Genomic DNA, 19,493 nt, shown 5'->3' with positions numbered 1-19,493 from the left:
AAGAAACCTGACACAATTGGAAATCAAACGTCTAGCAATTTTTTTCGTTCAATTTCACGGCCTATCCATAACGCCAACAAACAATAGGTTTCTGCCTCGTTAGTGCGCGAATTCAACTGCCTGAGTTAAAGATTGTCAGACAAAATTCTATTTAAATATTAAATATCGATAACTAGCAATTTGCGGACAGCGTCGCCCTTCTTCCAACTAAGTGCCAGCGAAATGCTATTAATCAATATCTACTAAACCTCTACTGTTTTACGTGCGCACACTTCCCGCAGACAGCCTCGAAGCCAGCGATGCACAGGATCGGCGTCCATCCGCGGATGCCAGAGCATGGCGATCGTGAACCCAGGTACTGGAAACGGCAGCGCAAAACTGTGCAGGCCGACCCGCAGGCTCGCGGTGTAGCGTTCGGGCACGCTGGCAATCAGGTCGCTGGAGCGGGCCAAGCCCAGCGCCGAGGAAAAGCCTGGCACGCTGGTGACGATTTCCCGGGACAAATTCAACGCCGCCAGGGCCTGGTCGATGAGGCCATGATCCAGGCCGCGCATCGAGACACCGACATGCCCGCCTGCCGCATAACCGCCGGCGCTCACCACTGCCTGGCTCAGCGGGTGACCCGCGCGCACCACGCCAATCAAGCGATCGCTGAACAACGCCTGGGTTCGCAGTTCCGGGCTGGTGTCCTTGTCCACGACGGCGGTCTCCAGGTCCACGGCGCCTTCGCGAAGCGCCGTACTGTCGCGGTCGGTTTTTTCCACAAAGCGCAGGCGCACGCCGGGCGCTTGCTCGTGGATGCGGGTGATCAGGTCGATGGCAAAGTTTTCCACGAACCCTTCGCGGGTGCGCAACGTGAAAATTCGGTTCAAGCGCCCAAGATCCGGGGTCGTCATTGGCCGCAGCACCGCCTGGGCCTGCTGCACCAGATGGCTGACCTGTTCGCGCAACTCCAGCGCATGGGGTGTCGGTACCAGCCCTCGCCCGGCCCGCACCAACAGCGGGTCACCAGTGGTTTCACGCAACCGCGCCAGTGCCCGACTCATGGCCGACGGACTGAGCTGCAAGCGCCGGGCGGCCCGGGCCACGCTGCCTTCCGAGAGCAGCACATCAAGGGTGACGAGCAGATTGAGGTCAGGCGAAGACATGGCGGTATCTCGAATTGAACAGATGGCGTTTGGTGCAGCTATAACCTGCAAATGCTGCGTCTTCCGCCATGTTATGCCCAGGCGTAACGTTCTGACAGCTCCGTTTCGAGCGCTACGGATACAGGTGACACGATGAAACCCGTCAACACACCACAAAACCGGCCGGCAACCGCGTCCGCACACCGGCTCTTTTCACCCCGTTTGGCCTTGGCCAGCCTTGCGCTTTCGACACTGCTGGCCTCTCTGGGCGCCAGTGTGGCCGCGGTGGCGCTGCCGACGCTGGCCCAGGCGCTCGATGCCTCTTTCCAGCAGGTTCAATGGGTGGTGCTGGCCTATCTGCTGGCAATCACCACGCTGATTGTCAGTGTCGGCCGTCTGGGAGACCTGATGGGGCGGCGCAAGCTGTTATTGGTCGGCATCATCCTGTTCACCTTGGCATCGGCGGTGTGCGGCCTCGCGCCTTCGCTTTGGCTTCTGGTCGCCGGTCGGGCGCTGCAAGGCCTGGGGGCGGCCATCATGATGACGTTGACCCTGGCCCTGGTCGGCGAAACGGTCTCCCAGGAAAAAACCGGCAGCGCCATGGGGCTGCTGGCCACGCTGTCGGCGGTGGGCACGGCCCTTGGGCCATCCTTTGGCGGCATGTTGATCGGCGGATTCGGCTGGCAGGCCTTGTTTCTGGTCAACATCCCCCTCGGCCTGCTGACGCTAGGGCTGGCGTGGTATTCGCTACCAGTGCGTGAAGTGCCGCCGAAGCCCGAAGGAACCCGCTTCGATGTAACCGGTACATTGCTGTTGGCAATGACGCTCGCCGCCTATGCCTTGGCCATGACCTCCGGGCGCGGGAGCTTTGGCGGATTGAATATTGCACTGCTGCTGATCGCGCTCGTGGGCGGCGGAGTGTTCATTCGGGTCCAATCCCGGGCCGTATCGCCGTTGATTCCCTTGGCAATCTTTCGCGACCGGCTGCTGGTGTCGGGCCTGGCGACGAGCGCCCTGGTCGCGACGGTCATGATGGCGACGCTGTTGGTCGGGCCTTTTTACTTGTCCATCACCCTCGGACTGCCGGCGGCCATCGTGGGGCTGGTGCTGGCGGCCGGGCCGGGCGTCGCGGCATTGGCTGGAGTGCCTGCCGGACGCCTGGCGGATCGCTTCGGCGTAACGTCCATGCGACTCGCTGGCCTGGCGACCATGGTCGTCGGCTGCCTGATGCTCTCGCTGGTACCCCCTGCCCTTGGCATCGTCGGCTACCTCGCGGCTATCGTGGTGACGACTCTCGGCTATGCGTTCTTCCAGACGGCCAACAACACGGCCGTCATGGCCGAGGTGGCTGTCCAGAAGCGTGGTGTCATCGCCGGGCTGCTGAACCTGTCGCGCAACCTGGGTTTCTTCACGGGCGCTTCCGTGCTCGGCGCAGTGTTTGCGGCTGTCGCAGCGACGAATGACATCGCCCGCGCCAGCCCCGAAGCGGTGACGAACGGCCTGCACACGACCTTCGCCGTCGCCCTGGCGATGGTGACCCTGGCCCTGCTCATCGCCTGGAAAAGCCGCGAGCCAGAGCCCTTGCCCAAGCCTCGGGACAACCCCAGCCAAGCGTGATGGCATTCTGAGCATTACCGCTTAAGTCGTGATCCAGATCAAAAAAAGTGAACCAATCGCAAAACGGACTGAAAAAATCCACATGAGCTTCATTTTCAGGTGCTATTTTTAGTTCTCACTGGTAGAGCCATGATGGCTCTTCCTTCCTGACATGGGCAAAAGGAAGCGCTCGATTGAAGAAGGCGGGCAACACATGAATAAAGGATCTTTCAGCAAGGTTACGTTCCCCAACGCTTGCCAGTTGATGCGCTGGCACTTCCATCCCATGGGATTCGAAGCGAGCATGGATGCGCCTGGCAGCATGGTTGCCAGGCTGTTTGACCGTGCCAGCGGCGAGACCATGATCGCCATTGCAGGTATCCCCTGCGCGACCGTGATGAATGCTCCCGATGTGGAACGAATAATCGAGGCAGTAGAGGCCGAACTGGAAGCTTTTGTGCCACCGGTGGGGTTGCGGCGGTTTGCTTCCTGACAGGGTTGGTTCTTTTTACTGCTAGATAAAGCGGCGCGTCCCATTTGTATGGGCAGGCGCCGTTTTTTATTGGATTGATGTGTACATATCCGTTGCTGCGGTAACGGATATACACACCAAACCCTATCCTTTACGAACACGCCGATGGTCAGCAAAAAAGGGCTTGTCCCCCGCAACACGATCCGAAGCCTTAGGCCCATTGGCCGCCTGCCCATCCTGCCCATCGACATACCAATAACAATGCTGCACCGCACGAGTAATCCCCACATACGCCAAACGCAAAATTTCATCCTTTTGCGCCGTGTCGTAAGGCTCAGCATCTCCGTCCTGCCCCAGCCCAGCCATTCGATAGACCTGATTCTTATAGGGTGAACTGCTCAGGTGCTGGCAATCGCCCAACAAGAACACCGCATCAGCCTGGAGCCCCTTGGCACTGTGATAAGTCATCTGCCTGAGCCGCCGGGCATCGTACGGCAAGCTAGAATCAACATTAACTGTTGGATAAATATACTTTTCTATCAATAGCTTATCGCTGCTTTTTCGATACAACATCAAAATTGAATCGCCCCTGCGATAGTGTTCTTCCAATCGCAGGGCCAGCCCTTCGTCATCTCGATCCAGCACGTTGACTGGACTCAGAGAGCGAGGCATACCACTGGCCTTAGCCTTTTTACCGGGGATAGCCGCGGCAGCCCGCACGATGTGCTCGGCCGCGTCGATGATGTGCTGGTGGCTGCGGTAGTTGTCGGTGAGCATGACCCGTGTCGTCGTTGGCGACGGGAATTGCTTGTTGAACGCCATGAAGTAGCTCGGCGAACTGCCGCGCCAGCCATAGATCGATTGCCAATCGTCCCCGACACATAACAAGGAAGAGCGCTGGGCACCGCGCCCAACGTGCATCGCGGGTCCACGGCTGCGTACTTCCCGCAGACTGGCCCGTAGCCAGGAGACGATCTGCGGTGACACGTCCTGAAATTCGTCGATCATCAGGTGCGAAAGCGGCCTGAGCAACGCATCCCCCAGCAACTTGAAATTTTCCGGTGAGTGCTCGCTGAACAGCGCAAACATGCGGTTGTAGGTCATGACCGGCGGCGATTGATCAAGCAAATGGTCTTCGAATGCCCGCCAGAAGCGGCTCAGCGCCTCGAAAAAATACCGATCAGGGTCGTCCTGGGCAAAGGACATCCGGCCCACGGCATCCGGGACGTCCAGGCCAAGATTCTCGATAAAGCCTGCCGCCGCGACAAAACAGTCCAGCAATGGCGCCGAACCCAGTTCGCCCTTGACCTTATAGTCGAACCCTGGCCCGGCGCTGGCGTCACCGGCCATCGACGCCAATACACGTTTTGACGCCTCATAACCTTCAAACCATATCAATGGCTTACGACAGAAAGCTTGAAACAGTGTGCGCTTGACCGCCCATTCCGCACGGATACTCAACTTGGCGCCCGGACGGCTGAGCCGGGCGTCTTCCCGTGGATCGAACCCCAGTATCACCCAGGCATCCAGGGAAGGCGCGTAGCCATGGCAGTGGAACGTCGAACCATTGATTTCGAACGTTTGTCGCTTCGGCTCGATCCCCTTGATCGGCCAGGCACCGGCGCGCAACCACAGGTCTTCGATCGCATCGCACAACTCTTCGTCGCGCTGGGCTGCCAACTCGGTCACCGCGACGCGCTTTTGCACATCCGGGTGATCGCGTTCCAGCTCCTTGAGTTGCAGCGCGTGGCGGGACAACGGCAGGATCAGCTCACGGAAACGCCCGTCACGCTGGTAAAGGTTGTAATAACAGGCGTTGAGTTGCTGGCGCTGGGCGTCGTTGATGCGCAAATCAAAGGGATTGCCCTGGGCATCATCGTCACCCGCTTCGGCGCGATGGCTCAGGGTCTCGAAGGCCTGGAGCCGCTCGAACCCAGGCAGGCTGCGGACCATGGGCAAGATGCGCGAATGGAATGTCCGCACCAGGTCACGAGCTTCCTTGAGGCTGACGGTTCGCCCCCACAGGGCAAACACTTCGATCAGTTTCTGGATGAAATCCTTGCGCGACTCCCGGGTAAACGTCACCACGGTCATCGAGTCCAGTTCGAAACCCAGGTAATGGGACAACAGCACAATGCGCAACACCAGGGTGGTGGACTTGCCCGCCCCGGCCCCGGCGACCACCGAGGTCGAGGGCGTGTCGCTGAAAATCATTTTCCATTGCGCGACACTGGGTTGTGCATGGGCCGGCAGCAATCTGGCGACATCTGCCTTGATGCGTTTCTTCAGCTCAGCGGTCAGCGGCAGGCGCCAGTCATCGAACAGCAAATCATCGACCTGCGGTGCCGGATGCTCCGTGCTGCGCGAATCACGGATCAGCAGGACCTGACGGCCCTCCTCAAGCCCTTCGGCCCGGCCTTCCTTGTAGCCATAGTCAAAACCGGCGGTATGACCACTGCGGAAACCGTCGGCCTGGCCATGCAACCAGGAGGCGCGATGTTGGGCGCGCAGGCGTGTCAGGCCATGGCCGAAAAGCCGGGCGGCCAGGCGCTTGAACAGCGGCATCTGGGCCAGGGATAAAAGCTCGGGGGGAAGATCGGGAGTGTGTTGCGCCACGCTGGGGACTCCGGTGTTCATGAACCATGACGGCTATGGTGTCTGTATTTGCCGCCGGGTTCCACCCAAAAGCTTTTAACTCATGGGTTTAGGCGATGAAGTGAAAGCTGGCTCTCGATTTTGCATCTAAACATTCGATAGGATTGACGCACTTTTTACGCTTTTTATCGATGGTTTGCCTGGCGAAAATAACCCCATCAACCATCGCTTTCGCTGCTCAGCGGAAAAGGACACGAACATGCTCGAACTCAGGCCCTTCGCCACCTTGGGCGCCGCCAACCACGGCTGGTTGGATGCCCACCATCATTTTTCGTTCGCCGAGTATTACGACCCCCAGCGCATGCATTGGGGCAACTTGCGGGTCTGGAACGATGATGTCATCGCCCCTGGCAGCGGTTTTCCTCAACACCCGCACCGGGACATGGAAATCATCACCTATGTGCGCGAAGGCGCGATCAGCCACCAGGACAATCTGGGTAACAAGGGCCGCACGGAGGCCGGTGATGTACAGGTCATGAGCGCGGGCACCGGCATTGCCCATAGCGAATACAACCTGGAATCGACGGCCACCCGCATTTTCCAGATATGGATCATCCCCAACGAAGAAGGCCTGCCACCGTCATGGGGCGCCAAACCGTTTCCCAAGGACTCGCGCGAAGGCTTCGTGACTTTGGCCAGTGGCAAGGCCGGCGATGACCAAAGCCTGCGCATTCGCGCCGACGCACGACTGGTAGCGGCCAATCTCAAGGCGGGTGAAAGTGCGGAGTATCGGCTGGACATCGCACGTCGAGCTTATCTGGTACCGGCCACAGGACTGATAGAAATCAATGGGTTGCGTGCGCAAGCTCGAGATGGGGTTGCGATTGAAGATGAACAGATCTTACGAGTGACAGCAATAGAAGATAGCGAAATCGTGCTCGTGGACCTGGCCTGATTGGTCTTGTGGCGAGGGGATTTATCCCCGCTGGGTTGCAAAGCAACCCCAATCAATTGCACCGGTATGCCAGATAGCCCCCGGTTGCAGGTCTTTGGGGGCTGCTTCGCAGCCCAGCGGGGATAAATCCCCTCGCCACAGGGTTGGAGCAAGGCTTGCCAACGGAGTCACTTGCTGGTGATAGCCCCATCCACCAACGTTTGCGCCTCAGCCACCAATTGCTTGAGGTGCGCATCGCCAATGAAGCTTTCGGCGTAGATCTTGTAGATATCCTCGGTACCGGACGGACGTGCCGCAAACCAGCCGTTTTCGGTCATGACCTTCAGGCCGCCTATGGCCTGGTCATTGCCCGGCGCATGGCTGAGGATGCTCTGGATCTTCTCCCCGGCCAGTTCGGTAGATGTCACCTGATCCGGCGACAGCTTGCTCAACAGCGCCTTCTGTTGTGGGCTGGCCTTGGCATCGACGCGTACCGAGAACGGCTCGCCCAGCTCGTCAGTCAATGCGCGGTAGGCCTGGCTCGGATCACGACCGGTGCGCGCCGTCATTTCAGCTGCCAGCAACGCCGGGATCAGGCCGTCCTTGTCGGTACTCCAGACGCCGCCGTCCTTGCGCAGGAACGAAGCACCGGCACTTTCTTCACCACCAAAGCCCAGGGAACCATCGAACAGGCCGTCGGCAAACCACTTGAAGCCCACCGGCACTTCATAGAGCCGGCGACCCAGGCGCTTGGCCACGCGATCGATCAGGCCGCTGCTGACCACCGTCTTGCCCACGGCGGCATCGGCGCGCCATTGCGGGCGATTCTGGAACAGGTAGTCGATGGACACCGCCAGGTAATTGTTCGGTGCCAGCAAGCCACCGGACGGCGTCACGATGCCATGGCGGTCATGGTCCGGGTCGCAGGCAAAGGCCACGTCGAAACGTTCCTTCAGGCCAATCAACCCTTGCATCGCATGGCTGGAGGAAGGGTCCATGCGGATCTGCCCGTCCCAGTCGACGGTCATGAAGCGGAAGGTGGAATCCACGTGGGTGTTTACCACTTCCAGGTCCAGGCGGTAATGCTCGGCAATGGCCGGCCAGTAGCGCACGCCCGCGCCACCCAACGGATCGACGCCCAAATGCAGCCCGGCAGCGCGGATGGCATCGAAATCGATGACATTGACCAGGTCCGCCACGTAGGTGTTGACGTAGTCGTGACGGTGGGTGGTGTCGGCCTTCAAGGCTTGCTCGTAGCTGACGCGCTTGACGCCGGCGAGCTGGTTGGCCAGCAGTTCGTTGGCCTTGGCTTCGATCCATTTGGTGATGTGGGTATCGGCCGGGCCGCCGTTGGTAGGGTTGTATTTGTAGCCGCCGCTTTGCGGTGGGTTGTGGGACGGCGTGATGACGATACCGTCCGCCAGGCCCGAGGTGCGACCACGGTTGTAGCAGAGAATGGCGTGGGAAATCGCCGGTGTCGGGGTGTATTCATCACCCTCGGCGATCATTACGGTGACGCCATTGGCCGCGAATACTTCCAGCGCGCTGGCACCCGCCGGGGTCGACAGCGCGTGGGTGTCGATGCCGACGAACAGTGGCCCGTTGATGCCCTGGGCTTCGCGGTACAGGCAGATCGCTTGGCTGATTGCCAGCACATGCCACTCATTGAAGCCCAGGTCAAAGGAACTGCCACGGTGACCTGAGGTGCCAAAAGCCACGCGCTGGGTCGCAACCGACGCATCGGGTCGGCCGGTGTAGTAGGCCGTCACCAGTCGCGGGATATCGATCAACAACTCTGCCGGTGCCGGCTTGCCCGCAAATGGACTGACTGTCATGCAAAACCTCTGAGTGGAGTGGCTCGGGAAATGGGGTGCAGTTTACTGACAGTTCGACCATGGCGCGATGGGTTCGATCCATCGCCGCCGATTACGATTGTTCAAGCCTCAAGGCATCGCCCAGCGCGCAGAGCGCTGCGTCCATGTCCTGTGGTCCATTCAGGGCATGGGTCAAGCGTATATGTTGTGCATACAGGCCCTGGAGGCTGAACAACTCCCCCGGCGCGATGACGATTCGCTGGGCAAGCAGCCGATGGAAAACCCGCCGCAAGTCAACCCGCCGCGTCGATTGCATCCAGATCGTCGCGCCACCTTCGGGCTCTGCCCATTGCAGACTGTCTCCCAGCCGTTCGCGCAGCAAGTGGGTGGTTGAAACCGCACTCTCGCGCAACAGGCGCCGCAACACCAGCAAGTGCTGGTCAATCCGACCGTTGCTGTACAGCCGGGCGATGGCTTTCTGGCGAATCGGCGACAAGCGAAACGCACGCAACAGGAAATGTCGTTGCAGGTGCAGGGTCAACTGGCGCGACAACACGTAGCCATACGGCGCCTCTGGCCCGATGGTTTTCTCGAACGTCGAATAGACGATCAGCCGGTCCGGGTCGAGCAAGTCGCGAAAAGGTGTCACCCTCGCCTCGAACGCCAGGTCCGTATGGCTGTCGTTCTCCAGCACCCAAGTTCCGTGCCGCTCCAGCAGATGCGCGATGGCGCGACGGTTCTCTTCAGGAACGAGCGTCCCCCTCGGCATATTCAAGACCGACGACAGCACCACCAGGCGTACCGTTTCGTTCACCAGCAGTTGTTCCAACTGCTCGACATTGAGTTCCCCGCTGGCCAGCAATGGCAGCTCGATGACGTTGACTTCCGCCGCCTGCAGCAGGCGTAACACCGCCCAATCGCAGGGCGATTCGATCAGCACCGCGGCGCCCCTGAGTGCCAGTACCGCAATCAGGATCTCCAGGACGCCCCGCAGGTCGGCGCCAATGTAGACGTCATCGGCATTCCAACAGCGGGCCGGCGAAGAGGTGTAGCGAGCCGCCAGCGCGGTGCGAAGCTCCAGTTCGCCCCAAGGTTGCGAAGGCGTCTGCGAGGAACGTGGGTACTGGCGCAGCAATTCGCGCTCAAGCAGCAACAGCGGGCTATCCAGTGACTGCATCGATGCCGGCTCGTCCGCACTAAGTACTTGCATACCTGGCCGTCGGGCATTGACGTACAGGGTCTCGAGCAAATCGCCACCGCCATCCAGCGTGGTCATGCTGGGCACTGGCAGCGCGTAGTAACCGGACTTGGCGATCGAATAGACCCGCCCTTCCTTTTCCAGCAGCGAATACGCGTACTGGATGGTCGATATCGACACGTTCAGACGCTCGGCCAGTTGCCGCAGCGACGGCAGGCGAACCCGCACATCAACCTCCAGTTCGTTGATCAGCGTGGTCAGGTAGCGATAAACCGCCTGGTAGGCGAAGTCTGTCTCCCGGCAACCTTTCATCGGCTCAGGCCAGGAGAGCGGGTCGCAACCGGCCCAGTCGCAATGCCGGGTGTAGCAATAGGGGACGAGGTAGATGAGTCCGTCAAACCTCGTTCCTCAATGCCTTGCCGAGCGTTCGTGCAGCCCATCGACGGTCGGCCCGGCTTCTGCAGTGTCGACGCCGTCAATGGCCTGCTGCAGGTCGGCGCCCGGGGCAATTTCCGCTTGTTCCGGCAGTGAGGCACTCGCCCGGTACAGCTTGCCAAGGATGTCGATGGGCAGGCCGCTGACATCGACCATCCACTGCGCGATCTGATCGGCGACGGTCGCGCCCTGCATGGCCTTGTGCAGGTCCGGCATCGCCACCAGCATGCCGGGGTGGCAGCAACGCAGGAAATCCTCCAGGCCCGCGCCCCGGCCCACGAAGGGTGCGAACAGCATGCACACCAGTTGCGTTTCACTGAGCCCCAGGATCTTTTGCGCTTCAAGGGCGGCGTAGGCACGACGCTCGGGAATCGACGACGGCGAGCCGAACAGCGCCCGAGCCTGCTCGCAGGCGTGTTCCGACAGTTGCTTGCGATGCATGATCATGATCGCCCGCTGCGCGTAGTCCCCGTAGCCGGTTTCATAGCTGCGGCCGTGCAGGTAGCAGGCCTGCAGGCCGTGCAAATGGGCCGACAGCAGCGGGCTGAGGTATTCGTTTTCAGGCGCCGAAGGAACAAGCCCCTCGGTCTGCACCCGCAGGAACTCGTTGAAGAGCGGCCAGTTGGTTCCCTCCGAACGATCGACGATCAGGTCGTCGATGCCGACGTGGCTCACTCGCCGGCAGGCCTCGAAATGGCCTTCGGGCCTCCAGGCACCGAGGCGATCCGGCCCGTAGAAATGCTGGTAGACATCACCGCCCAGGGTATCGAGGTGGGTAAAGAGGTTGTCGAAACCGCAGGCGTGCTCGGTCAGCAGGCCGATCTTGCGAGTCGCGCGGCGAAGGCCCGATATGAACTGTTTTTGCTGGCGCGGCGTATCGCTGCTGACCAGCGAATCCACGCCCGACTCCCAGCGGGCCATGTGCCGATAGAACTCGGCCATCGCCAGGTAGCCGTCATCCCCAATTTCCAAGGGACTGTCGACCGCACGAAGGTGGCCCAGGACCAGCAGGTCCATGCGATTGGCTTCGTGCCCCGCCACCGACAAGGGCTGCCGGTGATTGAACGGCAACACCTCGCGATTATCCGCCATCAGCAATTCGACCCGGGGATCATCGTAGACAAACAGCGCGCTGTAGCAGCGGTGGATGTTTTCCAGCGTCGCCTGGGTGGTTTCGCTCAGGCGTGGCGTGGCGACGCGCAAGGTGAAGGTCACCGGATGCCGCCCCGCGATACTCAGCTGCGCGGCCCGCAAGGCGGTCAGCACATAAAAACTTTCCCTGCTCCCATTCTGGACCGTCAACACACGATAATCACCAATCCGCTCGATGCCTCCGGCGGCGACAATTAAACGCTGGATCAAAAGCTGCAACGCGGTACGTTCTGCCCTGGAATAAAAACCCAACAGTCGTTGCAGTATCTGTTGATACACGTGAGTCATTGCCTGCTCATGAATTGCACTCATAGCCATTTACCTGGAAATTCAACTATCGGCGTCGCACCCGCACCAACGTGACTGCGCGACGTGTTGATCAAGAGGGTTGTTCTAGTACTCAAAGAGTATTAGCAATACGCTCAAGCATTGCTTGTCGTAATTATTTGATACACATACCGAGAGTCGGCTTACGCCTCTTCAGACTCCCGCTGAGGACCCTTTAAAACAAGGGGCATAGCCGACCTGTCGGCACGTCCTAGGAGAATTCTGACAACGTCCCACAGACAATGAGTACGAGAAATAAAGAACTTGCCGAACTTTAATTGGCCCGCTACCCCGCCCTGTTTTCCCCAAGGTCGATAGATAGCCTTGCACCCATTAACGCTCGTTGCCCCTTGAATGCATCTTGAAGGATGAAGACCTTCGAAAAAGTTATACCGCACCACGACTTCTTCCTTGATATGGAAATCAGCGTTCAATTATCAAGACTTAAACAATGATTAGAAGATACAGATTGAGGGCAAAAACCAGTTCAGATGTTGGCCGACAAACCGTTTCAGGCTTGAGCGAACCGGGACAGGCCGTTCAAGGCGCGAGAGGGTGAGATACGAACGCAGCACCGCCAGGCGGGAGGTACCGTGAGAAAGGATGGGGGGCAGGACGAAGGCGGCGCAAGAGCCGGGGCGATGACTCTTGCGCAAGACAGGATTCAGGCCGGGTCGACGACCTGAAGGGCAACGCGCTCACGGCAAGGGCATTCGCCCATGTAGCGGTGAGCCTCGACAAACTCGGAGAACGGGAAGACCCGAGTCTTGAGTGGCAACAGCACACGGTCAGCGGTCAGTTGATTGATATCGCGCAATGCTCGTTGCAAGGCCACCTGGTCCTGGAGAATGCCCAGTTCCGGCTTGCCAGTGAAATTGCCGATGCAGTGCACAAAGAACTGAATGTTCTTCTGGAACGCCGCGCAGGCTGGAAACGGCGTCTGGTTGCCGCCCTGCAAGCCATACAGCACCAGGCTGCCACGCGGTGCCAGCACGTCGCCCAGCAGCGACATCTGCGGCCCGCCGAGGCCATCGAATACCACATCGACGCCACGGTTGTCGGTGAGCTTGTTGATTTGCATCAGCAAGTCCTGCTCTTCGGTGACGATGACCTTCTCGGCGCCCAGCGACAACAGGTACTCACGCTCGTCAGCCGTCTTGGTGGCCGCGATCACCCGTACACCCAGGGCCTTGCCCAGTTGTACAAAGGAAGGACCGGCGCAATGACTGGCATCGGTGACCAGGGCGAATTGCCCCGGTTTGACCCGTGCCAGGTCGATATAGGCGAAATACGCGATCAGCAGCGGCGTGTAATGTACGGCAGCTTCGATCGGGCTGAGCACGTCGGGATAACGGGTCAGTGCGGTGCGTGGCAGCACGATGACTTCACCGTACACCGGATAATCGTTCGGGCTCTCGGCCGGGAAGCTGGCGACCTTGTCGCCCACGGCCAAGTCATCGACGCCGTCGCCGACGGCCGTTACCACGCCGGCCATTTCATGGCCCAGGCCCGAAGGCAGGCGCGCCTGGGACGACGCCAGGTTCTGGCGCCACAAGGTGTCGTACCAACTGATGCCGATCGCTTCGACACGGACCTGCACTTCTCCTGGCGCAGGAAGAGCCGCCGCATGCTCTTCGCATTTGAGCACCTCGGCACCACCAAACTTGTGAAAACGGATCGTGCGGGACATCGCAAACCTCGTCAAAGTAACCTCTAATGCCATGAACTCTATCCGGGCTTTGTACCCAAGACCATCAGTGGCTATTAATAGTCGACATGCCTGTCATTGATTCCGCAGTAAGAAAAACCAACCACTCCTGTAGGACTTAACCTAAGAAAACTCAATTAGCCGGTGCAGAGTACCAGCCTTTCCCCGTAAGATTCATGCCGGCCATTGTTCCCATATGGCCGCTCACGTCAAGCTTGCCGAATCTGCCAGGACCCCAGATGAATCGTAATGACCTGCGGCGTGTCGATCTGAACCTGTTGATCGTGTTCGAAACATTGATGCATGAACGCAGTGTGACTCGCGCGGCCGAGAAACTGTTCCTAGGCCAACCGGCCATCAGCGCCGCGCTGTCGCGCCTGCGCAGCCTGTTCGATGACCCGTTGTTCGTACGTACCGGCCGGAGCATGGAGCCTTCGGCCCGGGCGGTCGAGATCTTCGCCCTGCTCTCCCCGGCCCTGGATTCGATTTCCACGGCGGTCAGCCGCGCGGCGGAATTCGACCCGGCCACCAGCACCTCGGTGTTTCGCATTGGCCTGTCGGACGACGCCGAATTCGCCCTGCTGCCGATGCTGCTCAAGCGCCTGCGGGCCGAAGCACCCGGCATCGTGCTGGTGGTGCGCCGGGTCAACTACATTCTGATGCCCGGCTTGCTGGCGTCCGGTGAAATCTCCATCGGCGTCAGCTACACCGACGACCTGCCGGCCAACGCCAAGCGCAAGGTCTTGCGGCGCAGCATGCCCAAAGTATTGCGGGCCGACACCGCCCCAGGACGACTGACCCTGGACGAATTCTGCGCTCGCCCCCATGCCCTGGTGTCTTTCGCGGGTGACTTGAGCGGCTTCATCGATGAAGAGCTGGCGAAACTCGACCGCAAGCGCCACGTGGTGCTTGCGGTGCCGCAATTCAACGGCCTGAGCACGCTGCTGTCGGGCACCGACATCATCGCCACCGTGCCCGACTACACCGCCGACGCGCTGACCGCCGCCGGCGGCGTACGCGCCGAAGACCCGCCCATACCAGTGCGCAGCTTCGAGCTGCACATGGCCTGGCGCGGCTCCCAGGATAACGACCCTGGGGAGCGCTGGTTGCGGTCGCGGATTCAGATGTTTTTTGGCGCCCCTGAGAGTCTCTAGGCTTCGTCGGGCAGGCTATTGAGCTGATCATTTCTGCCTTTTCGTAGGCCATGGAGATCTATCCACTTCCAGAGGATGAGACACCTGGGGGCAAATCTGGGGGCATGCTTTGGGGGGGTTGAAAAAGATGCCCCCCAGCCTAAGGTCCAGCAGCCCCCTGTCGAAGAATTGCCCGGTAGATGGGCGCCCCCTACAAGACAGCCCTGGGTAGCGACAAACGTAATGACACGTTCCGCATCGGCGTGGACGGCAAGTTCTGAGCTGCTTGCCGTAAAGGCCTGACCGCGCCTTCACCGGTGCCTTTAAAGCGTTCCCTAGAAGGGGGACGGATTTATTGCTTGCTAGAGAAATCCGTCCCCTTTCTACATCCGCCGCGGCCTACCAGGAAGGCAAAAATACTGTTCGCAACGAACTACAAGCTGGCAACATGCGAGCCTGAATAACTTGATGATGGATGCATCCAGGCACATGTTCGATATCACCGATGAAGATATTGGCCGGCTCAACGACAAAGATTTGCGCAGCCTGGTGGGTTTGCTGTGTGGGGCTGAGCTGAGGGCCGGCGGATTATCGACGGCCTTTGTGCGTTGGGGCGGCGATCAGAACAGCCCGGACGGTGGTCTCGACGTCGTGATTGAAATCCCTCTCGCCAATCCGGTGCAAGGCTTCATCCCGCGTAATCGCACGGGTATTCAGGTCAAGAAATCCAATATGGCCGCTGCGTCAATCACGAGCGAAATGCGCCCGAAGGGTCAACTGCGCCCGGTCATCGCCGATCTGGCGAAAAACAACGGCGCCTACATCATCCTCAGCGGTGCAGCATCCACCACCGACTCTGCCCTGAAGGAACGGCTCGCCGCAATGTCCGCTGCCCTGCATGACTGTGCGGATGCCGAAAAGTTGTCGCTGCAATTCTACGACAGCAGTCACATCGCTACATGGGTACGCGCTCACCCCGGCATCGCCACCTGGGTACGCGAGAAAATCGGCAGACCGTTGAAAGGCTGGCGATCCTGCTATCCCGAGTCCTGGGTCAACGGCAAGCGCACATACTACGTGCCCGAGGAGCATGTCCAACTGCACAAGAGCGACCACGGTCGCACGCTATCCACGGTGTCGGTCATCAATGAAATACGTAATCGGTTGTCCGCGCCTGGGCGGGCCGTACGCCTGCTCGGGCTCTCCGGCGTGGGCAAGACCCGCCTGGTCCAAGCCTTGTTCGACAAAGACGTCGGTGTGAATAGCCTGGCACCTGCCGTCGCCATGTATACCGACCAAAGCAATGCTCCCGATCCACACCCCGTGGAACTGGCGACTCGCCTCCAGGCGGAAAAACGCCCAGCGATTTTCATCGTAGACAATTGCCCCGCCGAGCTCCATCAACAATTGGTCGACTTTGTCAGCGCTACAGACAGCACGCTCAGTGTCATCACGGTGGAACACGACATCCGCGATGGCGATACCGAGGCCCAGGATTACTTTTTATTAAACCCTGCGCATCCCGGTGTGATTGCGACACTGGTGGCGGAACATAATCCGCAACTCTCCGACACCAATATCCAAAGGATCTGCGAGTTCGCCGGGGGCAATGCGCGCATCGCACTGATGCTTGCCACGAAAACCGGTCATATCGCCTCGTTCGACAATGATCACCTGCTGCGCAAAATCGTGTTGCAGAAAGAAAACGATTCTAACGAGCTGCTGACCGTAGCCAAGGTCTGCTCACTGGTTTACTCATTCAACGGTGACGATGCCGGGGACCACGCACACCCTTGCGAGATCCCAATGCTAGCGAGGCTGGGAGATATGCGGGTGCGCACGTTCCGCGCCAATCTTGCCAAGTTGCAGCGCCGCAGCATCATCCAACAGCGCGGTCGCTGGAGAGCATTGCTGCCACAAGCCATCGCCAATCGACTCGCCGCCCAGGCCTTGGAGGAGATATCGATGCAAGAACTCCTTACGCACCTGGCGAACAACCAGACACCTCGTCTTGCAAGATCATTTGCACGTCGTTTGGGTTTTCTGGATGGCAATCAGACCGCCAAAGCCATTGCGAATCAATGGCTGAGCCCCGGCGGGCTGCTCGCCGACCCCGCAACGTTTGGCACAGAGCAGATCGACATGCTGTTCAGTGTGGCGCCCCTGGATCGCACGCGCACGTTCGTACTTATCGAAAAGGCCACGCGGTCGAAAGACTCTTCGCTGCTTAAAAGAAAGCATGACCTGAGTCTGCTTCTGCACTTCCTCGCGCGTGAGGCGCAGGACTTCGAAAAAACGCTCACCTTGCTGGTCAAACTGCTGGACGGGGACAATTCCAACGCTGAAAAAAATAGCGTCGAGGACGTCATAAGCTCGCTGTTTTCCATGGCCTGGTCGGGCACCCGGGCCACGGTCTCGGCCCGATTGCAGGTCGTCGGCAAACTGATCAATGGCGCGTACGCACACGAGCGGCAAGCAGGTTATCTGGCGTTGAAAAGCATGCTGGAAACCCGCTATTTCAAAGTGATCGGCAGCTACTTTGGCGGCGGGTCGCTGTACGACGCAGGCTTTGCGCCGCAAAGCGTCGAAGAGGTTGAGCAATGGCTCTCCACCGTCCTGGAGTTCGCGACCCCCATTGCGCTCTCTAACAACGACCAGGGCTCTGCAGTACGCAACGTCATCGCAGAGCAATCACATAACCTTTGGCTGATCGAGCCGGTGTCGGCAGAACTGGACACCCTTTACCGCAACATCGCCGCATCCGGTTACTGGCCTGAGGGCTCGCGCGCCGTGCGCAAAACCTTGGGTGAAACTGACGAGCGCTTTAATCCGAAGGTGTTGGCCCAGCTCAGCGCGCTGGACGTTTCGCTGTCTCCACAGCACCTGACGGATCGCGTGATGCAGATAGTTGAGCACCAGAGCGTCAGTAGCGGTGCATTGGAGCACATGGACGCAACCGCAAAACAGCGCTACTTCGACACGCTCAAGGCCACGGCCAAAGAGCTCCTGGGCGAGCCCGAAACACTGGACACGCTGCTGCCGACGCTGGTCAATGATAAGCAGGGGGGCGAACTGTTTGGCGCCGCGTTGGCCGCGCAGGCACCCGAGCCACTGGTGCTCTGGAGAAAGGTGCTGGACAGCTTTGCACCTGAACCCTCGAACCTGCGCTTCATCCTCGACTTTATTCAGGCAACGCAAGAAACAGATGAGGCGCTGGCGGATACCTTGATTGATGCACTGCCTCACTACCCACAGTTCAATGATCAGCTACCCATCATCTACGGCTGTATCGGGATGAATGCTCGCACAATGCCGCGCCTTCACGCTGCCCTTGCCAGCACCCCGATCAAGGCGTTTGGGTTCTTCGGCCATAGCACGTTCTACGCGCAGATCGACTTCATTGAACTGGAGCGTTTCATTCACACCCTCCTTGAGCTGCCGGGTGGGGCTCGTGTCGCGCTGAAGCTTGTCTCGCAGCGCATGTTGACGAATGCTGCCACGGAAGGTGCACGCTGGGCACCGACTATCCGCGCGATTTTGGAGGTGTATCTGTTCCCCCAAGACAAAGGGTCCAGAATGCCCGGAAATATTGGTGAGCTGGTAGCTATTGCCTTGAAAGGTGCTGAAGGCGCAGTGATTGCCCAGCGATTGAGTGGTGCGTTTGTTGTTCATCCGAGCGTTCGCAACGTCAACGTTTACGCCTATGGCGACCTGCTTGAAGGACTGCTGCAGGTACAGCCCGCCACCGTACTGGACAGGCTTTGCTGCACAGACCCCGAGACCACGTTGATAGCCCAAGACTTCTTGCACCATTTCAGGTCGGTAGAAAGGGATGTTTTCATGCGGGCACCTCTGGCCGCACTGCTGGCTTGGTGCAATACGCAATCCCTTACTCGCTGTCCGCTGCTCGCCAGCCTGATCAATCCCTTGCGCAAAACGCCACCGAACGAAACCTTCGAGTGGAGCGAACTGGCCACCCAACTGCTTGCCATCGCGCCGGCCCCAGACGAGGTACTGGATGAATTACTCGATGCTCTAGATGTGCTCTACGTTTCCCATAATCGCAGAGAGAGTTCGAAGGTGAAGCTGAAACTGCTTAAGCAGTTGGATTGCGCGCGGATCTCATCACCTGCAAGGTACAACCAGACAATCAACGACATCAGCAACGCATTAGCTTGCGCGGAAGATGAAGAGCCTTTTGCCAGAGGGTTTGAGTAAGGCGTTTCATAACCGCTCGATTCCTACGGGCTCACTGGCATCGAGTAGTCCAAATATCGGGTCAGGCCGATAGCATGAGCCCATTGACGATATTGACAGGTCCTGTTTAAAAGTCGGCATCGCGGGCTATCCATGCGGGGACATTACAGATGAAGATCACTTGGCAACTCTGCTTGACGTACGATGAGGCGAAAGATCGCCATCGCGTCATTTACCTTCATGAATGGGACGATAAGCCATTCTACTGGGGAAAAGCACACAACAGCTTTTTCGGCGGCGGTAAACGCCAGATTGGCGACCTCCGTCTGGGGAGGCGTACATCAACTGGATAACAATTGCCGGGATCGTGAAAGGCCCGGTGTTCCAGCGGATTGATCGCTGGGGCAATCTGTCTGGCAAAGCCATGCAGCCGCATAGCCTGATCCCTGTGCTACGCCGCATTTTCAAAGAGGCAGGATTGCCTGCACAGCTATATAGCAGCCATTCGATGCGGCGAGGTTTTGCGACTTGGGCCTCTGCAAACGGTTGGGATATCAAGGGGCTGATGAGTTATGTGGGCTGGAAGGACATGAAGTCGGCGTTGCGCTACGTTGATGGTAGCGTGTCGTTCGGCGGAATTGCTTTGCGTGCGGCCCAGCAAGCGCCCTCCATTGAGGGTAAGAAGGTTTCCGGCCATAACCCAGGCATTGATTGACGCTACCAGGCAGACTCTGCACGTTGTTTTAGATATTCGTGAAAGCAGGCATTCAGATGGATAGAGCGCTCGAACAAATATCCGCAGGTT

12 protein-coding genes are annotated in these 19,493 nt (G+C 59.2%); 6 read left to right on the top strand and 6 right to left on the bottom strand.

What is annotated here, in order from left to right; genetic code table 11:
* Nucleotides 1-242: 242 nt before the first annotated feature.
* Complete coding sequence (locus HU749_RS15100) at nt 243-1,148, bottom strand: LysR family transcriptional regulator (protein ID WP_079304711.1); 906 nt, start codon at nt 1,146-1,148, stop codon at nt 243-245.
* A gap of 132 nt (nt 1,149-1,280) precedes the next feature.
* Here HU749_RS15100 and HU749_RS15095 point away from each other — a divergent pair, with 132 nt between their 5' ends.
* Together HU749_RS15095 and HU749_RS15090 are read left to right on the top strand one after the other, a co-directional pair.
* Nucleotides 1,281-2,744: an MFS transporter gene (locus HU749_RS15095; protein ID WP_079304713.1), complete on the top strand. Its 1,464-nt coding sequence runs from the start codon at nt 1,281-1,283 to the stop codon at nt 2,742-2,744.
* A 193-nt stretch (nt 2,745-2,937) separates the two neighbouring features.
* On the top strand, nt 2,938-3,216 hold the full coding sequence (locus HU749_RS15090; protein ID WP_003201764.1) for a DUF1652 domain-containing protein: 279 nt from the start codon (nt 2,938-2,940) through the stop codon (nt 3,214-3,216).
* 123 nt (nt 3,217-3,339) lie between these two features.
* Here HU749_RS15090 and HU749_RS15085 read toward each other — a convergent pair whose 3' ends face one another.
* The gene (locus tag HU749_RS15085) at nt 3,340-5,811 is read right to left on the bottom strand and encodes a UvrD-helicase domain-containing protein (protein ID WP_186651064.1); all 2,472 of its coding nucleotides are present in this window, start codon (nt 5,809-5,811) and stop codon (nt 3,340-3,342) included.
* Nucleotides 5,812-6,049: 238 nt separating this feature from the next.
* Between HU749_RS15085 and HU749_RS15080 the strand changes: the two genes are divergently transcribed.
* Nucleotides 6,050-6,745 (top strand): pirin family protein, encoded by a 696-nt coding sequence (locus HU749_RS15080; protein ID WP_079304717.1) that lies wholly within the window; start codon nt 6,050-6,052, stop codon nt 6,743-6,745.
* A gap of 167 nt (nt 6,746-6,912) precedes the next feature.
* On the opposite strand, the gene pgm is transcribed toward HU749_RS15080, so the two are convergent.
* From pgm to HU749_RS15060, 4 genes are all read right to left on the bottom strand, one after another.
* Entirely contained in the window at nt 6,913-8,559 is a 1,647-nt protein-coding gene (pgm, locus tag HU749_RS15075; protein ID WP_077508333.1) for a phosphoglucomutase (alpha-D-glucose-1,6-bisphosphate-dependent), read from the bottom strand.
* Between the two features lie 91 nt (nt 8,560-8,650).
* Nucleotides 8,651-10,048 carry an aminotransferase-like domain-containing protein gene (locus tag HU749_RS15070; protein ID WP_079304719.1) on the bottom strand — a complete coding sequence of 466 codons (1,398 nt, stop codon included), beginning with the start codon at nt 10,046-10,048 and terminating at the stop codon, nt 8,651-8,653.
* 96 nt (nt 10,049-10,144) lie between these two features.
* Complete coding sequence (locus HU749_RS15065; protein ID WP_079304721.1) at nt 10,145-11,635, bottom strand: hypothetical protein; 1,491 nt, start codon at nt 11,633-11,635, stop codon at nt 10,145-10,147.
* A 679-nt stretch (nt 11,636-12,314) separates the two neighbouring features.
* Complete coding sequence (locus HU749_RS15060) at nt 12,315-13,340, bottom strand: zinc-dependent alcohol dehydrogenase family protein (RefSeq protein WP_046064292.1); 1,026 nt, start codon at nt 13,338-13,340, stop codon at nt 12,315-12,317.
* 257 nt (nt 13,341-13,597) lie between these two features.
* Between HU749_RS15060 and HU749_RS15055 the strand changes: the two genes are divergently transcribed.
* From HU749_RS15055 to HU749_RS15045, 3 genes are all read left to right on the top strand, one after another.
* A complete protein-coding gene (locus tag HU749_RS15055; RefSeq protein WP_225919093.1) occupies nt 13,598-14,512 on the top strand; it encodes a LysR family transcriptional regulator in 915 nt (304 codons plus the stop codon).
* Nucleotides 14,513-14,980: 468 nt separating this feature from the next.
* The gene (locus tag HU749_RS15050; protein WP_186651067.1) at nt 14,981-18,709 is read left to right on the top strand and encodes a hypothetical protein; all 3,729 of its coding nucleotides are present in this window, start codon (nt 14,981-14,983) and stop codon (nt 18,707-18,709) included.
* Between the two features lie 346 nt (nt 18,710-19,055).
* Entirely contained in the window at nt 19,056-19,403 is a 348-nt protein-coding gene (locus tag HU749_RS15045; protein WP_202888914.1) for a tyrosine-type recombinase/integrase, read from the top strand.
* Nucleotides 19,404-19,493: the final 90 nt, after the last annotated feature.

Origin of the sequence: Pseudomonas ogarae, assembly GCF_014268695.2 — a bacterium.
GTDB classification, from domain to species: Bacteria; Pseudomonadota; Gammaproteobacteria; order Pseudomonadales; family Pseudomonadaceae; genus Aquipseudomonas; species Aquipseudomonas kilonensis.
The sequence above is the reverse complement of the archived record's forward strand: the minus strand, read 5'-3'. Positions and strand labels throughout refer to the sequence as shown.